Origin of the sequence: Streptomyces sp. NBC_00286, from assembly GCF_036173125.1 — a bacterium.
In the GTDB taxonomy this organism is placed as follows: Bacteria; Actinomycetota; Actinomycetes; order Streptomycetales; family Streptomycetaceae; genus Streptomyces.
The window spans coordinates 6,471,370-6,491,008 of the sequence record NZ_CP108054.1; the positions used below are offsets into that span (position 1 = coordinate 6,471,370).

General features: G+C 68.4%; 17 protein-coding genes and 1 tRNA gene. 3 read left to right on the forward strand and 15 right to left on the reverse strand.

The window, feature by feature from the left end; genetic code table 11:
* Positions 1–35 precede the first annotated feature (35 nt).
* The 4 genes from OHT21_RS29890 to OHT21_RS29905 form a co-directional block, all read right to left on the reverse strand.
* The gene (locus tag OHT21_RS29890) at positions 36–1,454 is read right to left on the reverse strand and encodes a GH1 family beta-glucosidase (RefSeq protein ID WP_328771381.1); all 1,419 of its coding nucleotides are present in this window, start codon (positions 1,452–1,454) and stop codon (positions 36–38) included.
* A 104-nt stretch (positions 1,455–1,558) separates the two neighbouring features.
* The gene (locus OHT21_RS29895; RefSeq protein ID WP_328771382.1) at positions 1,559–2,470 is read right to left on the reverse strand and encodes a carbohydrate ABC transporter permease; all 912 of its coding nucleotides are present in this window, start codon (positions 2,468–2,470) and stop codon (positions 1,559–1,561) included.
* Between the two features lie 12 nt (positions 2,471–2,482).
* Positions 2,483–3,493 carry a carbohydrate ABC transporter permease gene (locus OHT21_RS29900; protein WP_328774272.1) on the reverse strand — a complete coding sequence of 337 codons (1,011 nt, stop codon included), beginning with the start codon at positions 3,491–3,493 and terminating at the stop codon, positions 2,483–2,485.
* Positions 3,494–3,498: 5 nt separating this feature from the next.
* Positions 3,499–4,818: an ABC transporter substrate-binding protein gene (locus tag OHT21_RS29905; RefSeq protein ID WP_328771383.1), complete on the reverse strand. Its 1,320-nt coding sequence runs from the start codon at positions 4,816–4,818 to the stop codon at positions 3,499–3,501.
* Positions 4,819–5,178: 360 nt separating this feature from the next.
* Here OHT21_RS29905 and OHT21_RS29910 point away from each other — a divergent pair, with 360 nt between their 5' ends.
* Positions 5,179–6,234, forward strand: a complete 1,056-nt coding sequence (locus OHT21_RS29910) for a LacI family DNA-binding transcriptional regulator (RefSeq protein WP_328771384.1) — start codon at positions 5,179–5,181, stop codon at positions 6,232–6,234.
* Positions 6,235–6,319: 85 nt separating this feature from the next.
* Here the strand turns inward: OHT21_RS29910 and OHT21_RS29915 are convergent.
* The 4 genes from OHT21_RS29915 to OHT21_RS29930 all read right to left on the reverse strand — a co-directional run bounded on the left by OHT21_RS29915 (position 6,320) and on the right by OHT21_RS29930 (position 9,325).
* Positions 6,320–6,392 (reverse strand) — tRNA-His (locus OHT21_RS29915).
* A 104-nt stretch (positions 6,393–6,496) separates the two neighbouring features.
* A complete protein-coding gene (orn, locus tag OHT21_RS29920) occupies positions 6,497–7,099 on the reverse strand; it encodes an oligoribonuclease (protein ID WP_328771385.1) in 603 nt (200 codons plus the stop codon).
* Between the two features lie 268 nt (positions 7,100–7,367).
* Positions 7,368–8,594, reverse strand: coding sequence for a helix-turn-helix domain-containing protein (locus OHT21_RS29925; RefSeq protein WP_328771386.1), 1,227 nt, complete (start codon positions 8,592–8,594; stop codon positions 7,368–7,370).
* Positions 8,595–8,980: 386 nt separating this feature from the next.
* On the reverse strand, positions 8,981–9,325 hold the full coding sequence (locus OHT21_RS29930) for a hypothetical protein (protein ID WP_328771387.1): 345 nt from the start codon (positions 9,323–9,325) through the stop codon (positions 8,981–8,983).
* A 411-nt stretch (positions 9,326–9,736) separates the two neighbouring features.
* Here OHT21_RS29930 and OHT21_RS29935 point away from each other — a divergent pair, with 411 nt between their 5' ends.
* Together OHT21_RS29935 and OHT21_RS29940 are read left to right on the forward strand one after the other, a co-directional pair.
* Positions 9,737–10,264: a universal stress protein gene (locus OHT21_RS29935; RefSeq protein ID WP_328771388.1), complete on the forward strand. Its 528-nt coding sequence runs from the start codon at positions 9,737–9,739 to the stop codon at positions 10,262–10,264.
* 189 nt (positions 10,265–10,453) lie between these two features.
* Positions 10,454–11,044: a GPR1/FUN34/YaaH family transporter gene (locus OHT21_RS29940; RefSeq protein WP_328771389.1), complete on the forward strand. Its 591-nt coding sequence runs from the start codon at positions 10,454–10,456 to the stop codon at positions 11,042–11,044.
* A gap of 183 nt (positions 11,045–11,227) precedes the next feature.
* Here OHT21_RS29940 and glmS read toward each other — a convergent pair whose 3' ends face one another.
* The 7 genes from glmS to desA form a co-directional block, all read right to left on the reverse strand.
* Positions 11,228–13,045: a glutamine--fructose-6-phosphate transaminase (isomerizing) gene (glmS, locus tag OHT21_RS29945; protein ID WP_328771390.1), complete on the reverse strand. Its 1,818-nt coding sequence runs from the start codon at positions 13,043–13,045 to the stop codon at positions 11,228–11,230.
* 26 nt (positions 13,046–13,071) lie between these two features.
* Positions 13,072–13,329, reverse strand: coding sequence for a hypothetical protein (locus OHT21_RS29950; protein WP_328771391.1), 258 nt, complete (start codon positions 13,327–13,329; stop codon positions 13,072–13,074).
* A gap of 127 nt (positions 13,330–13,456) precedes the next feature.
* Positions 13,457–14,344 carry a DUF4429 domain-containing protein gene (locus tag OHT21_RS29955; protein ID WP_328771392.1) on the reverse strand — a complete coding sequence of 296 codons (888 nt, stop codon included), beginning with the start codon at positions 14,342–14,344 and terminating at the stop codon, positions 13,457–13,459.
* A gap of 78 nt (positions 14,345–14,422) precedes the next feature.
* Positions 14,423–16,237: an IucA/IucC family protein gene (locus OHT21_RS29960; protein WP_328771393.1), complete on the reverse strand. Its 1,815-nt coding sequence runs from the start codon at positions 16,235–16,237 to the stop codon at positions 14,423–14,425.
* Complete coding sequence (locus OHT21_RS29965) at positions 16,234–16,782, reverse strand: GNAT family N-acetyltransferase (protein WP_328771394.1); 549 nt, start codon at positions 16,780–16,782, stop codon at positions 16,234–16,236. The genes OHT21_RS29960 and OHT21_RS29965 overlap by 4 nt, the downstream gene beginning before the upstream one ends.
* Positions 16,779–18,071 carry a lysine N(6)-hydroxylase/L-ornithine N(5)-oxygenase family protein gene (locus OHT21_RS29970; RefSeq protein ID WP_328771395.1) on the reverse strand — a complete coding sequence of 431 codons (1,293 nt, stop codon included), beginning with the start codon at positions 18,069–18,071 and terminating at the stop codon, positions 16,779–16,781. The genes OHT21_RS29965 and OHT21_RS29970 overlap by 4 nt, the downstream gene beginning before the upstream one ends.
* A complete protein-coding gene (gene desA / locus OHT21_RS29975; protein WP_328771396.1) occupies positions 18,055–19,500 on the reverse strand; it encodes a lysine decarboxylase DesA in 1,446 nt (481 codons plus the stop codon). Before desA ends, OHT21_RS29970 begins: the two co-directional genes overlap by 17 nt.
* Positions 19,501–19,639 lie beyond the last annotated feature (139 nt).

A 19,639-nucleotide genomic window follows, 5' to 3' on the forward strand; every position in this document is an offset into this window, starting at 1 on the left:
GCCGCGCCCCATCCCCCCGTTCCCCCTGTTTCCCCCTACTCAGTGGTCACCGGAGGCAGCTCCCCCGTGCGAGCCGCCTGCGCATACCAGAGGGCGCTCGACTTGGGCGTACGAGCCAGGGTCGAGTAGTCGACGTACACCGCGCCGAAGCGCTTGCCGTAGCCGTAGGCCCATTCGAAGTTGTCCATCAGGGACCAGAGGAAGTAGCCGCGGACGTCCGCGCCGTCGGCGATCGCGCGGCGGACGGCCGAGAGGTGGCCGTGCAGGTAGGCGATCCGCTCGGGGTCGTGGACGCGGCCGTCGGGGTCCGGCTTGTCGTCGTAGGCGGCGCCGTTCTCCGTGATGTACAGGGGGAGTCCGGGGGCCAGGCGCGAGTAGCGCATGATCAGCTCATGGAGGCCGGTCGGGTCGATCGTCCAGCCCATCTCCGTGCGCTCGCCCGGAGTTTGATGGAACATCACGTCGTCCGCGCCCGGCCAGGGGGAGTACGGGCTGGCGCCGTGGCCGTCCGCTCGCGGACCCGTCGGGGCGGACTCGGCGGCTGAAACCAGCGCCGGGGTGTAGTAGTTGAGGCCCAGGGCGTCCAGGGGCTGGTGGATCAGCTCGAGGTCGCCGTCGAGGACGTACGACCAGTCCGTGACCGAGGACGTCGCCTCGAAGAGCGTCTGGGGGTACGCGCCGTTCAGCATCGGGCCGTGGAAGACGCCGTTCGCCAGGTCGTCGATCCGCCGCCCCGCATCCAGATCCGCCGGGTCCTGCGAAACGGTCCTGACGGCCGAGGAGTTGAGGCTCACCGCGACCGTGTTGCGGGCGGGCATCGCGGCGCGCAGGGCCGAAGTGCCGAGCCCGTGCGCCAGGTTGAGGTGGTGAGCCGCCTTCAGCGAGGCCGCCGCGTCCGTACGGCCCGGAGCGTGCACCCCGGACCCGTACCCGAGAAAGGCGCTGCACCACGGCTCGTTGAGGGTGATCCACTGCTCGACGCGGTCGCCGAGCGCCTCGCCGACGATCTGCGCGTACTCCGCGAACCGCAGCGCCGTGTCGCGCTCCGGCCAGCCGCCCGCGTCCTCCAGCTCCTGCGGCAGATCCCAGTGGTAGAGGGTGAGGGCGGGCTTGATGCCGTGCGCGAGCAGCTCGTCCACCAGGCGGCGGTAGAAGTCCAGGCCGCGTTGGATGGCGGGGCCGCGGCCCGTGGGCTGCACCCGCGACCAGGACACCGAGAAGCGGTACGCGCCGAGGCCCAGCTCCGCCATGAGGGCCACGTCGTCGCGGTAGCGGTGGTAGTGGTCGACAGCGATGTCACCGTGTTCGCCACCGGCCGTCTTCCCCGGCGTATGACTGAAGGTGTCCCAGATCGAGGGCGTACGGCCGTCCTCTCGCACCGCCCCTTCGATCTGGTACGCGGAAGTCGCGGCTCCCCAGAGGAAGGCGGGGGGAAAGGTCACAGGCTCAGGCATGGAAGCGCTCCCATTTGGGGTCGTGGAGGCCGAGGGGTTGGTGGGGGAGGGCGGGGGCCGGGGCGACGGTGGCCCGGCCCCCATGTGCGGGGCTGTCGGCGGGGTCAGCCCTTGACGGCGCCCTGCATGATGCCGCCGACGATCTGCTTGCCGAAGATGGCGAAGACGAGCAGCAGCGGCAGGGTGCCGAGCAGTGCGCCCGCCATGATCAGGGACTGGTCGGGGGTGTAGCCGCGGCCGAGGCCGGCGACCGCGACCTGCACGGTCGGGTTGCCCAGCTGGGTGAGCACCAGGAACGGCCACAGGAAGTCGTTCCACGTCTGCACGAACATCAGCATGCCCAGGACGGCCATCGCGGGCCGGGCCGCCGGGAACACGACGTGCCAGATCACGCGCCAGCTGCTCGCGCCGTCCACACGGGCCGCCTCGATCAGCTCGTCCGGCAGCGCCTGGAGTAGGTACTGCCGCATGAAGAACACCCCGAAGGCGTTCACCAGCGACGGCAGCAGCACCGCCTGCAGCTGATCGGTCCAGCCCAGCTCGGCGACCATCATGTACAGCGGGATCACGCTGAGCTGCGGCGGCACCATCATCGTGCCGATGACGATCAGCAGGGCGGCGTTACGGCCTCTGAAGCGCAGCTTGGCGAACGCGAAACCGGCGATGGTGGACAGGAACACGATGGTCAGCGACGAAACGCCCGCCACCAGCGTGGTGTTGAGGAACGCCTCGCCCAGATTGGCGTCCGTCCAGGCCAGTTCGAGCTTGTCGAAGAGGTTGGCGCCGAACCAGAACGGCGGCGGGGTGTCGGCCAGCCGCGCATTGTCGCGGGACGCGGCGATCGCCGTCCACACCAGCGGGAACAGCGAGCCGATGCTGAACAGGATGAGGATGGCGTACGCGATGGGCCCGGCGTGCATGTGCCCGCCGGCGCGCGCCGCCTTGGGCCGCCGTAGGCGCCGCTTGGGCGGTCCGGGCTCCGGATCCGCCGGAGGCTTGGTCAGGGTCGTCGTCACGGCCGGTTCTCCTTAACTACTGGCGCGCAGCCGGCGCGAGATGACGTAGTTGACGATGCCGATCACGATGAGGATCAGGAACATCGTCCAGGCGATGGCGGAGGCCCGGCCCAGGTGCTGGTTCAGCCAGCCCTGCTCGTACATGTACAGACCGAGCGTCTGGAACTGGTGCTGAGAGCCACCGGACGCGCCCTTGTTGGCGTCGAACAACAGCGGCTCGCCGAACAACTGGCTCGCCCCGATCGTCGACACGACCACGGTGAACAGGATCGTCGGCCGCAGCTGGGGCAGCGTGACGTGAATGAACTGCTTCCAGCGCGAGGCGCCGTCCAGGGCCGCCGACTCGTACAGATCCTGCGGTATGGCCTGCATCGCCGCCAGATAAATCAGCGCGTTGTAGCCGGTCCAGCGCCAGATGACGATGCTCGACACCGCGAGCTGCGAGGCCCACGTCTCGTTCTGCCAGTCGATGTTGTCGATACCGACGATGCCGAGGGCCCAGTTGATCATGCCGTAGTCGCGGCCGAAGAGCAGCACGAAGACCAGGGAGGCGGCGGCGATCGACGTCGCGTACGGCGCCAGCATCACGACCCGGTAGAAGGTCGAGGCACGCAGCTTGTAGTTGAGGAGGTGGGCCAGGCCCAGTGCCATCAGCAGCTGCGGGACGGTGGAGATGATGCCGATGGTCAGGGTGTTCTGCGCCGCGTTCCAGTAGAACTCGTCGTCGAAGATGCGCGTGTAGTTGCGCAGCCCCGCCCACTCCATGTCGGTCGGCGCCGTCAGCTCCACCGTGTGCAGGGATGCCCAGGCGGTGTAGAGCAGCGGGAACAGACCGAACGCGAGGAACAGCAGAAAGAACGGCGAGACGAAGACGTACGGGCTCCAGCGCAGGTCCCGCTGCCATCGGCGGGAGAGCCGGGCGCGCTTCTTCGCCACGTCCGGTGGTATCGCGTCGGCCGGAGGACGGCCCGGGGCCGCGCCCCCCTTGGCAGGGGGCGCGGCGGTGTCGTGCCGGGTGGCCATACCGGTCACTTCTCCAGGTTGTTGTCGATGGTCTTGACGGCCGTGTCCCAGGCTTCCTTGGGCGACTTGCCCTGGGTCACCAGGATCACGCCGTTGTCGGTCAGACCCTGCTGGATGATCTGGTCCTTCGGGCCGATGGTCTGGATCGGGCTCTCCTCGGCGAGCGGAGCGAAGATCTCGCCGATCGGGGCGTCACCGGTCATCTTGTTCTTCGCGCCGGTCACCAGCGGCAGATCGTACGCCGCCTGCGCGCTCGGGAAGCTGCCGCGCTTCGAGAACAGCTTGGCCTGCTGCTCGGGCGCCGTCAGCCAGGCGGCGAGCTTCGCGGCCTCCTCGGCGTTCTTGCCCGACTTGGGCACGGCCAGGAAGGAACCGCCCCAGTTGCCGGCCTTCGGCGGCGAGGCCACGTCCCACTTGCCGGCGTTCTCGGGCTTCGACTTGCTCTCGATGTAGCCGAGCATCCACGGCGGGCAGGACATCGCGGCGAACTTGCTGTTGGCGATCGTCGTGTCCCAGGCGGGCTGGAACTGCGTCTGGTTGCCGACGAGCCCGTCCTCGGCGGCGGCGGCCGTCAGGTCGAAGGCGGCCTTCACGGCCGGGTTCGTCTTGTAGATGACCTCGCCGGAGGAGTCGTAGAACCGGTCCTTCTCACTGCCGATGATGGCGTTGAGCAGGCCGCCGGGGGAGTCCATGAAGGTGGTGCCCTTCGGGGCCTTCGCCTTGTAGTCCTTGCCGACCTCGACGAACTTCTCCCAGTCGCCCTCCCACAGCTTGCCGACCTCCTCGCGGTCGGTGGGCAGACCGGCCGCCTCGAAGAGGTCCTTGCGGTAGCAGATGGCCATCGGGCCGACGTCGGTGCCGAGGCCGATCGTCTCGCCGCTCTCGGTGGTGGCCTGCTTCCACTTCCAGTCCAGGAAGTCGCTCTCCTTGCCGTACTTGGACAGGTCGACCAACTTGTCCGCGTAGGTGTTCGCGACCTCGTTGATGTTGCCGACTTCGATGCCCTGGATGTCCTGCAGTCCACTGTTGGTGGTGAGGTGGTTGACCAGCGGCGGGTAGTAGTTCTCGTTCCGCTCGATCACCGTCTGCTGGACGCTGATGTCCGGGTTGAGCTTCTCGTACTCCTTGTAGAGGCCCGCCTCCTCGAAGCCGAAGCTGCCGAAGAGACCCAGAGTGATCTTGGTCTTACCGCCACCGCTGCCGCTGCCGGTCGACTCCTCGTCGCCGCCGTCATCGGCACAACCGGCCAGCAGCCCGGCGCCCAGCGACGCCACGGCCGCGAGGACTACCACCTTGCGGCGGCCGGTTCGGGTACGTGCGCGCATTGTCGTCCTCCTGTTGCCCTGACGTGCCGACCCCCCGGCCAACTCTCTTGCTGGGCCCGTGTGTTCTCACTTGCGGCTCGGGCGGGGAACGTGCGGGATGTGTATGTGCCAGGTACTGTGGGAGCGCTCCCACAAGTGATGTGTTGAAGGTTCGCCGCTCGAAGCGGGGGTGTCAAGGGACCGGACGGCGAGATATGTCTTCAGTTATCGGGCTGTTAACTAACGACTGTCCGCTGTACTGGGGAGTGATCGAATTCCGGTGCGGGGTCCGGGAGATGGGCGCCGGAGGCCGGGTAGGGATCGACACTGTTAGATTCCAGGCCACACGCGGTGCGAGCCGTGTCGGACGGGAGGCAGGGGATGGTAGTCCACGGAGCGCGGGGCCGCAGCGGCAGGCGGCCGACCCTCGAGGAGGTCGCCGCGCGCGCCGGAGTGGGCCGTGGCACGGTCTCCCGCGTGATCAACGGCTCCCCGCGGGTCAGCGAGGCCACCCGCGCGGCCGTCGAGGCGGCGGTCGCGGAACTCGGTTACGTCCCGAACACGGCGGCCCGCGCTCTCGCCGCGAACCGTACCGACGCGATAGCCCTGGTCGTCCCCGAGCCGGAGACCCGCTTCTTCGCGGAGCCATACTTCTCGGACATGCTCAAAGGCGTGGGCGCGGCCCTCTCGGACACCGAGATGCAGCTCCTGCTGATCTTCGCGGGCAGTGACCGGGAGCGGCGCAGGCTGGCCCAGTATCTGGCGGCGCACCGGGTGGACGGCGTGCTGCTGGTCTCGGTCCACGCGGACGACCCGCTGCCGGATCTGCTGTCCCAGCTGGAGATTCCGGCGGTGATCAGCGGTCGCAGGTCCGCGGACGAGACGCTGCCCTCCGTCGACTCGGACAACTACGGCGGCGGCCGGGCCGCGGCGGAGCACCTGCTCGCCCGGGGCTGCCGCACCATCACCCATATCGCCGGCCGCCTCGACGTCTTCGGCGCCCAGCGCCGCGTCGACGGCTACCGCGACGCGCTGCGCGACGCGGGCCGAGAGGTCGACGAGGAACTGATCATCACGGGTGACTTCACGGAGGAGGGCGGCCGCCGCGCGATGACGGAACTGCTGGCCCGCCGCCCCGACCTGGACGCCGTCTTCGCCGGCTCCGACGTGATGGCGGCCGGCGCCCGCCGGGTGCTGCGCGAGGCGGGCCGCCGCACACCCGACGACGTGGCCCTCGTCGGCTACGACGACTCCGCCATCGCCCGCCACATGGACCCGCCGCTGACCAGCGTCCGCCAGCCGATCGAGGACATGGGCCGCGCGATGCTCGACCTCCTGCTGGACGAGATCGCGGACCGTCGGCCTGCGGTCTCGCGAGGCCTGGAGAAGCGGCAGTTGGTGCTTCCGGCGATGTTGGTGGAGCGCGACTCGTCGTGAGGGTCGGCGTTCCCGGGGTGTTCCCGTGGGCGCGGGAATGACGAAGGCCCGACCTGTCTGTGCAGGCCGGGCCTTGATCATTCAGGGTGAGTGACGGGACTTGAACCCGCGACATCCTGGACCACAACCAGGTGCTCTACCAGCTGAGCTACACCCACCATGACCGGCGGTTATCCGCGTGGACTTCCCGACCGGCCGAGAAAAAGTGTACAGGGTCGGAAGGGGTGCTCGCGCCCGCGTTTACGAGGGCGCAGTACAGCCCCTACTCCCCAGGTAGGACGTGCTTCGCGGCGATCGCGCGGGCCGTGTCCGAGTCCGGGCCGGGCGGCGGGACGAAGATCGCCTCGCGGTAGTAGCGGAGTTCGGCGATGGATTCGCGGATGTCCGCGAGGGCGCGGTGGTTGCCGTTCTTCTCCGGGCTGTTGAAGTACGCCCGGGGGTACCAGCGGCGGGCCAGCTCCTTGACGGAGGACACGTCGACGATCCGGTAGTGGAGGTACTGCTCCAGGGCCGGCATGTCCCGCAGCAGGAAACCGCGGTCCGTGCCCACCGAGTTGCCGCACAGCGGGGCCTTGCCCGGCTCCTTGACGTGCTCCCGTACGTACGCCATGACCTGCTCCTCGGCGTCCGCCAGCGTCGTACCGGCGGCCAGCTCGGAGAGGAGACCGGAGGCGGTGTGCATGGTGCGCACCACCTCCGGCATGGTCTCCAGCGCCGTGTCGGGCGGGCGGATGACGATGTCCACCCCTTCGCCAAGCACGTTCAGCTCAGAGTCGGTGACCAGTGCGGCCACCTCGATGAGCGCGTCGTCGGACAACGAGAGACCGGTCATCTCGCAGTCGATCCACACCATGCGATCGTTCATATGTCTTACCCTACGGCCCGCCGCCACCGCCGCGGCAGGCGCGGGACCAGGCAGGCTGCCCGGCGCCGCGCCTCACCCTGCGGGCTGTACGTCTACGACGCGTGGTGAAGACCGGTGAGTACCGCGCCCCTTGAGGCCGCAGGCCTCTTAGGGGCGCGGGGCGTGACACTATGCGGCTCCGCCGCGCGGGCGCGACCAGCCCTCACCGGGCCCGCGCCCGCGCCGGAGCCGCACGTCGGCTCAGCTTCACCATGCTTCCAGCGGAGCGCTACGGCGCGCTCCGCTGCCCCGGCAGGCTCGGCCGGCCGTTGGCGTACATCTCGGTGCCGCTCTTGCCCGGCTCCGTGGAGACGGACGCCGTCGGGCCCACCGCGTGGGCGGCGGCCGTGCGGCGGGTCTGCTGGGGAACCGAGGCGGACTCCTGCGGGGCAGCCGGTGGCGGTGGCGGTCCCTCCGCGTCCGAGGGCTTGTCGGACTGCGGGCGCCGGGCCCGGTAGGCGGCCCGGTACGCGGCCGGGGACGAGCCGAGCTGCCGGCGGAAGTGGCCGCGCAGGGCCACCGGGGAGCGGAAGCCGCAGCGGCCCGCCACCTCGTCCACCGAGTAGTCGGACGTCTCAAGGAGCCGCTGCGCCTGGAGCACCCGCTGCGTGATCAGCCACTGCAGGGGAGCGCTCCCGGTGAGCGAGCGGAACCGGCGGTCGAACGTACGACGGCTCATGTACGCGCGTGCCGCCAGCGTCTCCACGTCGAACTGCTCGTGGAGATGCTCCAGCGCCCAGGCGACGACCTCCGCGAGCGGGTCGGCGCCGATCTCCTCTGGTAAAGACCGATCGAGGTAGCGCTCCTGGCCGCCGCTGCGCCGGGGCGGGACCACCAGACGGCGGGCCAGCGCTCCGGCTGCTTCGTTTCCGTGGTCCGTCCGCACGATGTGCAGACAGAGGTCGATACCCGCGGCCGTACCCGCCGATGTGAGCACGTCGCCGTCGTCCACGAACAGTTCGCGGGGATCGACGTGGACGGACGGATAGCGCTTGGCCAGCGTCGGCGCGTACATCCAGTGGGTGGTCGCCGGGCGGCCGTCCAGCAGCCCTGCCGCCGCGAGTACGAAGGCGCCGGTGCACAGCCCGACTATGCGGGCGCCCTCCTCGTGCGCCCGGCGCAGTGCGTCGAGCGCCTCCTCCGGCGGCGGCGAGGTGATCGACCGCCAGGCGGGCACGACGACGGTGCCCGCCCTGGATATCGCCTCCAGCCCCTGGGGCGCGGTGAGTTCAAGTCCCCCTGTGGTCCGCAGGGGCCCCTCTTCCCCCGCGCAGACAAGCAGCCTGTAGCGCGGCACGCCGGCGTCCTGGCGGTCGATCCCGAACACCGACAGTGGAATGGAACTCTCGAAGATGGGGCCGCCGCTGAACAGCAGCACCGCGACGATCTCCTTGCGGCGTCGCCCGGAAAGTTTCCGGGCCGCGGCTTCCGGCGCGGCAGCGGAGTCGTGGCTCATACTGCTAAGCCCCCCTCGGTGGTCGCGGCGCCCCTAACCTTTCGGGTCTGTCGCTCCAACACGTTTCCCCTCGGTCCTGCACGAGTCCCCCGCCGTCAGACAGCATGATCGAATCTACTGTGTCCCGTGGTGCCTACGTGACCAGTTCAGCACTCGGCAGATTGTCGACATGACAACTTGGCGTGAAGCATTCGATCACGAAGCGTTGCACTCGTGGGCCGCACAGGGAAGTGCGCCTCAGCTCCGTGGCCGGTCCCCGTAGGGTGTGACGCCCCCTGGCACCCCTTTCGGTGCAGGTGGAACGGGGGGTGTAGACCCCTTCGGCCAAGGAGTGCCCGGTAGCCGGAAGTTGGCTGAAAACCACCGGGCGCGTGAGCTGAAACCGGTCAGTCGACCGGCGTGCTTTCTGAGGCTCTCCGGCCCCCTCTGTGCGCTCCTGTACCGCCCCTGATGCGCCGTCGGCGACCGGCTGTCCGTTTCCCGGCCGGATGGCCCGTCGCGGCGCCCGTCGCATACCGCTCGGACCGCCTCAGCAGGGCCCGGCAGACCGCCGTCACCGCCGCCAGTCCGAGGGCCGTGCCGGCGGCGCCCGCCAGCGAGGTTCCGTACCCGACGAGCACCACGGGGACCAGTACGCAGCTGAAGGCCGCCCAGCGCACCACATCGCTCACGGAGTCGCCGACGGAGTCCCGCGCGGCGGGCTTCCCGGAGGAGGGCTGGGGTACGGACACGGTGGGCCTCTCTGGACGGTGGCTTGGGCCTCCTTGGAGCGGTGGCTCACCGGAGTTCAACGCCTGCTCGACCTGGCGGTCACGAAATCCACCGCAGGGCGAGCCGCAGGGCGAGAGGTCCCGGGCAAACCGAGCGGTCGTAGCACGCCATTGCAGCGGCAGCGGACCGATCAACTGCCGTACTACGGCGATCAAAACCCTGCGCAAACAGCCTGTACGGGGCAGCAACCATTGCGTTGCGGGCACCCTCTCGTGCATGCTCCCTGGAACCCTCCCGCGGCCGTCGCGGGATCTGGGCAGAGGAGGCGTGCCGCCGTACCCTTGGGGGTATGGGGTTGGGAAGATGATTCCCGGACACAGCTCCGTAGCACCTGTCGTCCCACCCATGAGGATCCAAACGCCGAGACAGCCATGGCCGGTCAAGAATTCTTCGATCCCGCGGACCGCAAGCGCCCCGTCGTCGATCCCACGGCGTCCGAGCCCTTCGCGGCGGAAGAGACACGTCAGTCCTGTGACCCCGCGTTCAAGCATGGCGTCGTCGTCGGCTTCGACGGCTCCACGTCCAGCGAGCGCGCCCTTTCCTATGCGATCGGGATGGCGCACCGCTCGGGCTCCGGCCTGATCATCGTGCACGTGGCCAACCGGCTGCCGACCACGGTGTGGGCGGGCTGCGAACCCCCGGTCTTCGTCGACGTCCCGGACCACCGCACCGAGGTGCTCGGGCTCGAACTCGCCTGCGCGGACTACCTGGCCGAGGTGCCCTGGATCCTCGTAGAGCGCGGCGGCGACATCTGCCACGAGCTCGAGGAGGTCGGGCGGGAGTACGAGGCGGACGCGATCGTCGTCGGCTCCACGCACGGCATCGTCGGGCGGATCTTCGGCTCGGTCGCGGGTCGGCTCGCGAAGCGGGCGCAGCGGCCTGTCGTCGTCATCCCGTAAGGCGTCGCCCTCACCGTTGTCCCAGGTGGGGCCAGACGCGACGAGGGCCGATGCCACTTCTGACGCGGCATAAACCTACTCGCGCGTAGAGGTGTTTGTACCCTTGTGAAGGGTACAAACCGGTCGTCGGGCCGACACGGTCCGGCATAGGGCATCGCGCAAGCGCTCCTGCATGAAAGGGGGCCCGCCGTGAACAACGACGTCACTGCGGGAAGCACCATCACCACCCTCGGTCATCTCGCCCTCGGTATCACCCTGCTGTTCTTCGGCCTCGGTCACACCGAAGTGATCGACGGCGTGACGGCGGCGGACGCCGTGGGCCTCGCCACGTACGTAGGCGGTATCGCGCTCTTCATCGCGGGTCTGTTCGCGTTCCGCGACCGTGACATCGTCACCGGCACGGCCTTCACGGGGTTCGGCGCCCTGTGGTTCGCCTGGGGTGCGATGGCGGGCGACTGGGGAGTCACCGCCGGCAGCACGCTGTCGGACAACGCCGCAGGGCTCTTCTTCCTGCTGTTCGCACTCGTCGCGCTGAGCCTGACCCTCGGGGCTGCGGCCCGCGGACCGCTCGCACAGGGCGCCTACGGGCTGTTCTTCGTCGCGCTGGTGCTTCTCGCCATCTCGAGCTTCGCGGACAACGAGGCGCTCGGAAAGGTCGGCGGCTGGTTCGCCGTGGCAGGCGGCGCCGTGGCCTGGTACACCGCGACGGCGTTCCTGGCCCACTGGCCCACCGCGGTCCCACGACGCGCTGCCGGCCGGAGGATGACGGCTCCCGGCTGAGGCAGCCACGAGCCGAGGTAATGGGCGACCTCGGCTCCCGCAGGAACGGCCTCTCGGGTGCTGGTGGCACACCCGGGAGGCCGTTCGCGCCCCTTTGCGCCTAAACCGGCGCCGCTCTCGCGGAGCTGGTTGATCGCCGTGGGGGTTGCTCAATTGTCGCTTCGGTGGTCTTGGGGATTCCTTTTATTCCACCGTTACGGACTTTGCGAGGTTCCTGGGCTTGTCGATGTCCCGGCCCAGGGCCAACGCCGTGTGGTAGGCGAGGAGTTGGAGGGGGATGCCCATCAGGATCGGGTCCAATTCGTCCTCGTTCTTCGGGACGACGATCGTCCTGTCGGCCTTCTCCTGCTCCTGGTGGGCCACCGCGAGGATCTTGCCGCTGCGGGCCTTGATCTCCTCCAGGGCGGCGCGGTTCTTCTCCAGCAGGTCGTCGTCGGGCACGATCGCGACCGTCGGCAGCGCGGGCTCGATCAGGGCGAGCGGGCCGTGCTTGAGCTCGGAGGCGGGGTAGGCCTCGGCGTGGATGTACGAGACCTCCTTGAGCTTCAGCGAGGCCTCGCGGGCCACCGGGTAGCCCCGTACACGACCGATGAAGAGCATCGAGCGGGCCTCGGCGTACTCCGCCGCCAGCTTCTCGATCTCGCCCTCCTGCGCGAGGATCTCCGAGATCTGCGCGGGCAGCCTGCGCAGGCCGTCGATGATCCGCTTGCCGTCGCGGACCGACAGGTCACGGGTGCGGCCCAGGTGCAGGGCGAGCAGCGCGAAGGCGACCGTGGTGTTGGTGAAGCACTTGGTGGAGACGACGCAGACCTCGGGGCCCGCGTGGACGTAGATGCCGCCGTCCGCCTCGCGGGCGATGGCGCTGCCCACCACGTTCACCACACCCAGGACGCGGGCGCCCTTGCGCTTCAGCTCCTGCACGGCGGCCAGTACGTCGTACGTCTCACCGGACTGCGAGACCGCGACGTACAGCGTGTCCGGGTCGACGACCGCGTTGCGGTAGCGGAACTCGGAGGCCGGCTCGGCGTCCGCGGGGATACGGGCCAGCTCCTCGATCATCTGGGCGCCGATCATGCCCGCGTGGTACGAGGTGCCGCAGCCGAGGATCTTCACGCGGCGGATCTTGCGCGCCTCGCGGGCGTCCAGGTTCAGGCCGCCCAGGTGCACGGTGGAGAACCGGTCGTCGATGCGGCCGCGCAGGCACCGGTCCACGGCGTCGGCCTGCTCGAAGACCTCCTTGTGCATGTACGTGTCGTGGCCGCCCATGTCGTACGAGGCCGCCTCCCACTCCACGGTGGTCGGCTCGGCCGTCGTACGGGTGCCCTCGGTGGTGTACGTACGGAAGTCGTCGGCCTTCAGCGTGGCCATCTCGCCGTCGTCGAGTGTGACGATCTGGCGGGTGTGGGCGACCAGGGCGGCGATGTCCGAGGCGACGAACATCTCCTTCTCGCCGATGCCGAGGACGACCGGGGAGCCGTTGCGCGCCACCACGATGCGGTCGGGGAAGTCGGCGTGCATCACGGCGATGCCGTACGTGCCCTCGATGACGCGCAGTGTGTCGCGGACCTTGTCCTCCAGCTTCACGGCCTGCGAGCGGGCGATGAGGTGGGTGAGGACCTCGGTGTCGGTCTCGGAGAGGAACTCGACTCCGTCGGCCTCCAGTTTCCTGCGCAGGTCGGAGGCGTTGTCGATGATGCCGTTGTGGACGACGGCGACCTTGCCCTCGGCGTCCAGATGCGGGTGCGCGTTGACGTCCGACGGGGCGCCGTGCGTGGCCCAGCGGGTGTGGGCGATGCCGGTGGTGCCCTTGAAGCGGGCCGGCACCTTGGCCTCCAGGTCGCGAACCCGGCCCTTGGCCTTGACCATCTTCAGGCCGGACGTCTTCGGGCTGGTCACCACGATGCCGGCGGAGTCGTAGCCGCGGTACTCCAGGCGCTGCAGGCCCTCCAGGAGCAGCGGCGCCACGTCACGCTTGCCGATGTATCCGACGATTCCACACATACAGAAGGCCCCTAGCCCTAGACGATCTAGCCATAGACGATGCGGCGCAGCTGCCGGAGCGTGAGCTCGGGCGGTGCGACCGCGCGGTACTTCAGGTCTGCCGCGATCCGTTCGAAGATCGCCGCGTTCACCAGGCCCTGAACCTGGAGCTCGCGATGGCGGCGACGGACGTATTCCTCGGTCGTCTCGTCGAAGTAGGCGAGCACGTCCTGGATCACCCGCAGAGCCTCGCCCCGGCTGAGGGCGGTGGAGCGCGTCAGATGATCAACGAGTTCGTCGTGCACTCGATGATCCTGAACGATGGGGCGAGTGATCGCAAGAAATCTGCCCGAAAGCGGGCAGCAACGTGGCAGAACTGTCGCAAAGGATCCGCGTTGGCCGTAAAGGATCTACAGCGGCTCGGATAACCGCTCAAAGGCGCTTCAGGATGGCCTGCTTGGCCAGGGTGAACTCCTCCTCCGTGAGGATGCCCGACTTATGCAGTTCGCCCAGCTCGCGAAGGCGGCGCAGGAGGGCGTCGTGGTCGGGCTCGGCGGGTGGTTCGGCGTCCTGGGCGGGGGAGTTGGGTGATATGGGCACCCGGTCCTCGATGGAAGACGCCGACGGGTGCGGAAGGCGGGCCTGTACCGCCGCCGCGACCAGCGCCATCAGCGGGTCCTTCTTGAAGCCCCACAGTTCAATGGAGTTGGGGTCGTACTTCGGCGGTGCCTTGGTCGGGGCGTTGCGGACGGTGAAGCGGAGATAGCCGTTCTCCAGGCCCACCGCCGGGTGCCACTCCACCGACTCGATGTCCGCGAAGTAGATCGTGCGCGCACCGGCCGCCGCCTTGGCCTCCTCCGTCTTCCAGTTCCAGTCCAGCCGTACGCGCTCCCCGTCGAAGCTCGCGGTGCCGTCCCCGGCGGACACCGACAGCGGCACGGACGGGCCCGGCGCCAGATAGCGGTCGACGGCGGTGGTCGGGACCTCGTCCAGCAGCAGCGCGTTGCGGATCTCCTCCACGAAGTACTCGGCGACGCCGTAGCGGTCGGAGTCGACGGCGAGCTGATACGGGTCGTTCGGCTCGGCGAGCTTGCCTCCGGTGGCCTGCAGCAACGGGTCCGCGCCCTCCCGCAGCCGGAGCTTCAACCGCCCGGACTTCTTGCCCTGTTCGAAGGAGATACCCGCCAACGCGCCCAGCGGGACGGTCAGTTCACCCAGTGTCTTCCGCAGCAGGCTCACGCTCTTGTCGCGCCCCGGGGTGAGGTGCAGGGCATCGCCGTCGAAGGTCCAAGTCCCGTCCTTCTGGATGATTTCCGCCATACGGCAATTCTGTACGACGGCGGGCGCCCCCTGGGACCGTACGTGAGGGCGCCCGCCTGCTGATGGGGCTGTCTGCTGCTACAGCCCGGCTATGGGGTTCTTGAGGTTGCCGACGAGCTGGAGTGCTCCCGCCGGATCGGCGAGGTCGACCATCTGCTCGTTGTTGCGCAACTGCAGCCGGTTCAGGCAGGACAGCGCGAACTCAGGCGCAAACATGTCGTACTGCCGGAACTTGTCGGCCAGTTCAAGCGCGGCTGCTTGGTATGCGCGTACGCAGTCGGCGACCGTCCGCCAGAAGTCCGCCTCCTCGATAACGCCCTCGTCGGCGAGGTTCGCGGCCAGGAAGCGGAAGAAGCAGTCGAAGACGTCCGTGAGGATCGACAGCAGCTTCTTGTCCTCGGGCACCTCGACGCGGATCCGCTCGACCACCGGCGGCAGCACCGCGTCCGGGTCCATCACCGCGATCTCCTCGGCGATGTCCTTGTAGATCACGCGCTGTACGACGCCGTCCTCAAGGACGAGGATGACGTTCTCGCCGTGGGGCATGAACACCAGGTCGTACGCGTAGAAGCTGTGCAGCAGCGGCGTGAGGTAGGCGTGCAGATAGCGGCGCAGCCACTCCGCCGGCGCGAGGCCCGAGCGCTCGATCAGCGCCGCCGCGAAGGACGCGCCCTCGTGGTCGACGTGGACGAGGGAGGCCATGGTGGCCAGTCGCTCGCCCTCGCGGAGTGAGGGGACCGGGCTTTCGCGCCACAGGGCGGCGAGCATCTTGCGGTACGGGGAGTAGCGGTCGGTGGCGGCCTCGTACTCCAGGTGCCGGTAGCCGACGGCCGCGCGCTCGCGGATGACCGACAGGCCGGTGGACTTCAACACCGGGTCGTTCTGGACGAGTTGGGCCAGCCAGTCGTTGATGGCCGGCGTCGCCTCCATGTATGCGGCGGACAGGCCGCGCATGAAGCCCATGTTGATGACTGACAGGGCGGTCTTCACATAGTGCTTCTCGGGGGCGCTCTTGTTGAAGAACGTCCGGATCGACTGCTGGGCCAGATACTCGTCGTCGCCCTCACCCAGGCACACCAGATGCTGCTGGGCGACCTCCGCCGCGAAGGTCACGGAGAGTTTGTTCCACCACTGCCAGGGGTGGACCGGGATGAGGAGGTAGTCGTCCGGGTCGAGCCCCTTTTCGGTCAAGGTGACGGAGAACCGCTTCAGCGTCTCGTCCCCGAGCTCGGACCGCAGCAGGGACTCGTAGTCCAGGCCGACGCCCGCCGTGAACGCCGCCCGCGAGCGGTGCGCCGCCAGCCAGATCAGCCGTACAGGGCTCGCGGTCTCAGGGGCGTACGAGAGGTACTCGTGGACCCCGAAGCCCAGCCGCCCGTTGTTGGCGACGAAGCAGGGGTGGCCCTCGGTCATCCCCGTCTCGATCTCCTGGAAACCGCTGCTGGCAAGCTCGGCGGAGGTGAGCTGGGGCTTGGTGAGCTTGTAGCAGGTGCCGGAGAGGGTGGAGGAGATCTCCTCCAGGTAGACCGGCAACACCGCGTCGCTCAGGCCGAGAGACTTCTTCAGCTCGATGAAGAACTCCAGGGCGTTCAGCGGGAGTTCCTGCCCCTCGCGGTGCCGGGTGATCGACTCGGCGTCGACCTGCCAGTGGTCGAGGGCGTGACGGGTGGCGGTGAACTGGTAACGGGTGAGGCCGTCGTCGCTCCGTACGACATACGAGCCGTCGTCGGCGGCCTCCGGCGTGAAGAGCCGCTCGTGGGCGAACTCGGCGAGGGCCTTGCGGATGAGGAGGCGGTTGGCGCGCGCCCAGCGTTCGGGGGAGAGGTGTGCGACGGCGTCGGACAGATGCGGTCCGGTTGCGGTTGCGGTCGTGGTGTCGGTGGTCAGGGTCATATCGCCACTCCTCGCGAAGCCAAGAACTGTTCGCGCGTGCAGAAGGACAGCAGCGCACGCTTCTCCGGCTTCTGGATCTCGCGTACGGGCACAAAGCCGACGGTCTCGTTCAGTGCGTGCACCGCCGTGTTGGTCACGTCCGGTTCGACGACGACCCGCCGGGTGCGCGGGTCGGCGAACAGGGACTCCATCACCGCGGTGATCACAGCCCGGGTGAAGCCGTGCACGGGCGTGTCCGTCGGCGCCACCAGGAAGTGCATGCCGACGTCGCCGGGCTCGGGCTCGTACAGGCCGACGAGTTCGACGTACCGCGGGTCGTAGCGCTCCATCAGGAACGCCGGCTCACCGTCGTGCATCCCGATGAACGCGTCGTGGTGCTCATGGGCGGCGATCCGCATGTACTCGCGCTCCACGTCCTCGAGCCGCGCATCCAGCATCATCCAGTGCGCCGCCTTGGGATGGGTCACCCAGGAGTGCAGCAGCTCGGCGTCGGTGAGCGGGTCGAGGGGGCGCAGTGAGAGCGCCCCGAGAATCTGGGTGCTCATACGGCGAACTCCTGGAAGGCGATGGTCTTCTCGACGGGGTAGTACTCGCTGCCGAGCAGCTCGCGGATGATGTACGCATTGCGGTACGCGCCCATGCCGAGGTCCGGCGAGGTGATCGAGTGCGTGTGGACGCCCGCGTTCTGCAGGAAGATGCCGCGCCCGGTCGTGTCGATGGCGTAGTTGCGCGCCACGTCGTGGTTGCCGTGCTCGTCGTAGAGGATGCGGTCGCGTACGGGCTTCAGGAACTCCGGCTCCGCGTACTTGTAGCCGGTCGCCAGGATCAGGCCCTCGGAGTGCAGCTCGTAGTCCTTCTCCTGCTCCTCCTGACGCAGGCCGAGGGTGTACGTGCCGTTCTCATAACTCGCACTGTGCAGTGCGGAGTTGGTGAGCAGCCGGGTAGGCACCGGGCCGCCGAGGTTCTTCTGGTAGAGCAGATCGAAGATCTCGTTGATCAGCTCACCGTCGATGCCCTTGAACAGGCTCTTCTGCTCCGACTGGAGCCGGTAGCGGGTCCGCTCCGGCAGCGCGTGGAAGTAGTCGATGTACTCCGGGGAGGTCATCTCCAGCGTCAGCTTGGTGTACTCGAGCGGGAAGAAGCGGGGCGAGCGCGTGACCCAGTTCAGCCGGTAGCCGTGGACGTCGATCTCGCTCAGCAGGTCGTAGTAGATCTCCGCGGCGGACTGCCCACTGCCGACGAGCGTGATCGACTTCTTCGCCTGCAACTCCTGCTTGTGCTGCTGGTAGCGGGAGTTGTGGATGAAGTCCCCGCCGAGACCCTGGCAGGCCTCGGGGATGTACGGCGGCGTGCCGGTGCCGAGGACAAGGTGGCGGGCGCGGTAGGTCTCGCCGGCTTCCGTCCGTACGACGTACACGTCATCGACGTACGTGACCTCCGTGACCGTCGTGTTGAAGCGGATGCTGGAGAGCTGCCCGGCGGCCCAGCGGCAGTAGTCGTCGTACTCGACGCGCAGCGGATAGAAGTTCTCGCGGATGTAGAACGCGTACAACCGCCCTGAGGACTTCAGGTAGTTGAGGAAGGAGTACGGGGACGTCGGGTCGGCCAGCGTGACCAGGTCCGACATGAACGGCGTCTGGAGGTGCGCGCCCTCCAGGAACATCCCGGAGTGCCACTCGAAGTCCGGCTTGGTCTCCAGGAAGACGCCGTCGAGTTCGGTGATCGGCTCGGTGAGGCAGGCGAGGCCGAGGTTGAAGGGGCCGAGGCCGATCCCGATGAAGTCGTGGGTCTTCACGGGGAATTCGGGAAGCGCGGATTCAGGAAGCGCGGTCAAGGGACTCTCCTCCCAGGTACTGCTCGGCGTGGCCGGCGATCAGGTCGAGTACGGCGGCGATGTCGTCCGCCGAGGTCTCGGGGTTGAGCAGGGTGAACTTCAGGTAGTGGCGGCCATCGACCTTGGTGCCCGCGACGACCGCGTCACCGGAGGCGAACAGGGCCTTGCGGGCGTACAGGTTGGCGCGGTCGATCTCGGCCGGGTCGGTGACGGATGTCGGGATGTAGCGGAAGACGAGGGTGGAGAGGGACGGCTCCACGACAGCGTCGAAGCGCGGGTCGGCGGCGAGCAACTTCCAGCCCTCCTGCGCCAGTTCACAGACCTCGTCGAAGAGCTCGCCGATGCCGTCGGCGCCCATCACGCGCAGCGTCATCCACAGCTTGAGCGCGTCGAAGCGACGGGTGGTCTGCAGGGACTTGTCGACCTGGTTGGGGATGCGCTCCTGCACCATGCGGCGGGGGTTGAGGTACTCCGCGTGATACGTGGCATGCCGCAGCGTGGCCGCGTCCCGGACCAGCACGGCGGATGAACTCACCGGCTGGAAGAAGGACTTGTGGTAGTCGACGGTGACGGAGTCGGCGCGCTCGATGCCGTCGATGAGGTGGCGGTTCTTTCGCGATGCCAGCAGCCCGCAGCCGTACGCCGCGTCCACGTGCAGCCAGGCGCCGAACTGCTCGCACAGCTCGGCGATCTCGGGCAGCGGGTCGATGGAGCCGAAGTCGGTGGTGCCCGCGGTGGCGACGACGGCCATCGGGATCAGCCCGTCGCGGCGGCAGCGCTCCAGCTCATGGGCGAGCGCGACGGTCTGCAGTCGCTTGTCGCGGCCGACGGGGATGGAGACCACGGAGTCCTGGCTGAGCCCGAGCAGTTTCGCCGACTTCTTGACGCTGAAGTGGCTCACCTCGGAGGCGAAGACACGCAGTTTGGCGTACGAGTCCGTCTTGGCCTCTTCTCGCGCCAGCAGCAGCGCCTGGAGGTTGGACTGGGTGCCGCCGGACGTGAACACGCCGTCGGCGGCCGGGCCGAGGCCGATGCGCTCGGTGGTCCAGTCGATGAGCCGGCGCTCGATGAGGGTGCCGCCGGCGGACTGGTCCCAGGTGTCCAGCGAGGAGTTGACGGCCGACAGGACCGCCTCGCCGACGACGGCGGGGATCACGACCGGGCAGTTGAGGTGCGCGAGATAGCGCGGGTGGTGGAAGTAGATCGCGTCGCGCAGGTAGAGCTCTTCGAGCTCGTCCAGGGCCGCGGTGGTGTCGAGCAGCGGCCGGTCGAGGTCGACCTTGTCGATGCTCGGCGCGAGGGCGTCGACCGTGACGCCGGTGAACGGACGGTCGGTGGTGGCGAGTTTGGCCGCCACCCGCTCGATTCCTTCGGTCACGGAGCTGCGGTACCGCTCCGCGGTCGTGTCATTGAGCAGGTGCGAGCGCATGGGGGTTTTTCCTCCGGGGCGGGAGAGGGTGGGGGAGCTGTGCCCTTCAGAGTGGGGCGGGGGCTGAAGCTTGGTGTCTTATTTAGGTAAGGCTAACCTAACTTTTCAACCCCCGCTGCTCCCTCATGTCCCTTTAGTT

What these genes read in the sequence shown, in the direction of transcription:
- OHT21_RS29905 (WP_328771383.1), bottom strand. Translation starts at nt 4,818, where the DNA reads ATGCGCGCACGTACCCGAACCGGCCGCCGCAAGGTGGTAGTCCTCGCG.
- orn (WP_328771385.1), bottom strand. Translation starts at nt 7,099, where the DNA reads ATGAACGATCGCATGGTGTGGATCGACTGCGAGATGACCGGTCTCTCG.
- OHT21_RS29935 (WP_328771388.1), top strand. Translation starts at nt 9,737, where the DNA reads ATGGCCGGTCAAGAATTCTTCGATCCCGCGGACCGCAAGCGCCCCGTC.
- OHT21_RS29960 (WP_328771393.1), bottom strand. Translation starts at nt 16,237, where the DNA reads ATGACCCTGACCACCGACACCACGACCGCAACCGCAACCGGACCGCAT.
- OHT21_RS29900 (WP_328774272.1), bottom strand. Translation starts at nt 3,493, where the DNA reads ATGGCCACCCGGCACGACACCGCCGCGCCCCCTGCCAAGGGGGGCGCG.
- OHT21_RS29910 (WP_328771384.1), top strand. Translation starts at nt 5,179, where the DNA reads ATGGTAGTCCACGGAGCGCGGGGCCGCAGCGGCAGGCGGCCGACCCTC.
- OHT21_RS29965 (WP_328771394.1), bottom strand. Translation starts at nt 16,782, where the DNA reads ATGAGCACCCAGATTCTCGGGGCGCTCTCACTGCGCCCCCTCGACCCG.
- OHT21_RS29890 (WP_328771381.1), bottom strand. Translation starts at nt 1,454, where the DNA reads ATGCCTGAGCCTGTGACCTTTCCCCCCGCCTTCCTCTGGGGAGCCGCG.
- OHT21_RS29955 (WP_328771392.1), bottom strand. Translation starts at nt 14,344, where the DNA reads ATGGCGGAAATCATCCAGAAGGACGGGACTTGGACCTTCGACGGCGAT.
- desA (WP_328771396.1), bottom strand. Translation starts at nt 19,500, where the DNA reads ATGCGCTCGCACCTGCTCAATGACACGACCGCGGAGCGGTACCGCAGC.
- glmS (WP_328771390.1), bottom strand. Translation starts at nt 13,045, where the DNA reads ATGTGTGGAATCGTCGGATACATCGGCAAGCGTGACGTGGCGCCGCTG.
- OHT21_RS29925 (WP_328771386.1), bottom strand. Translation starts at nt 8,594, where the DNA reads ATGAGCCACGACTCCGCTGCCGCGCCGGAAGCCGCGGCCCGGAAACTT.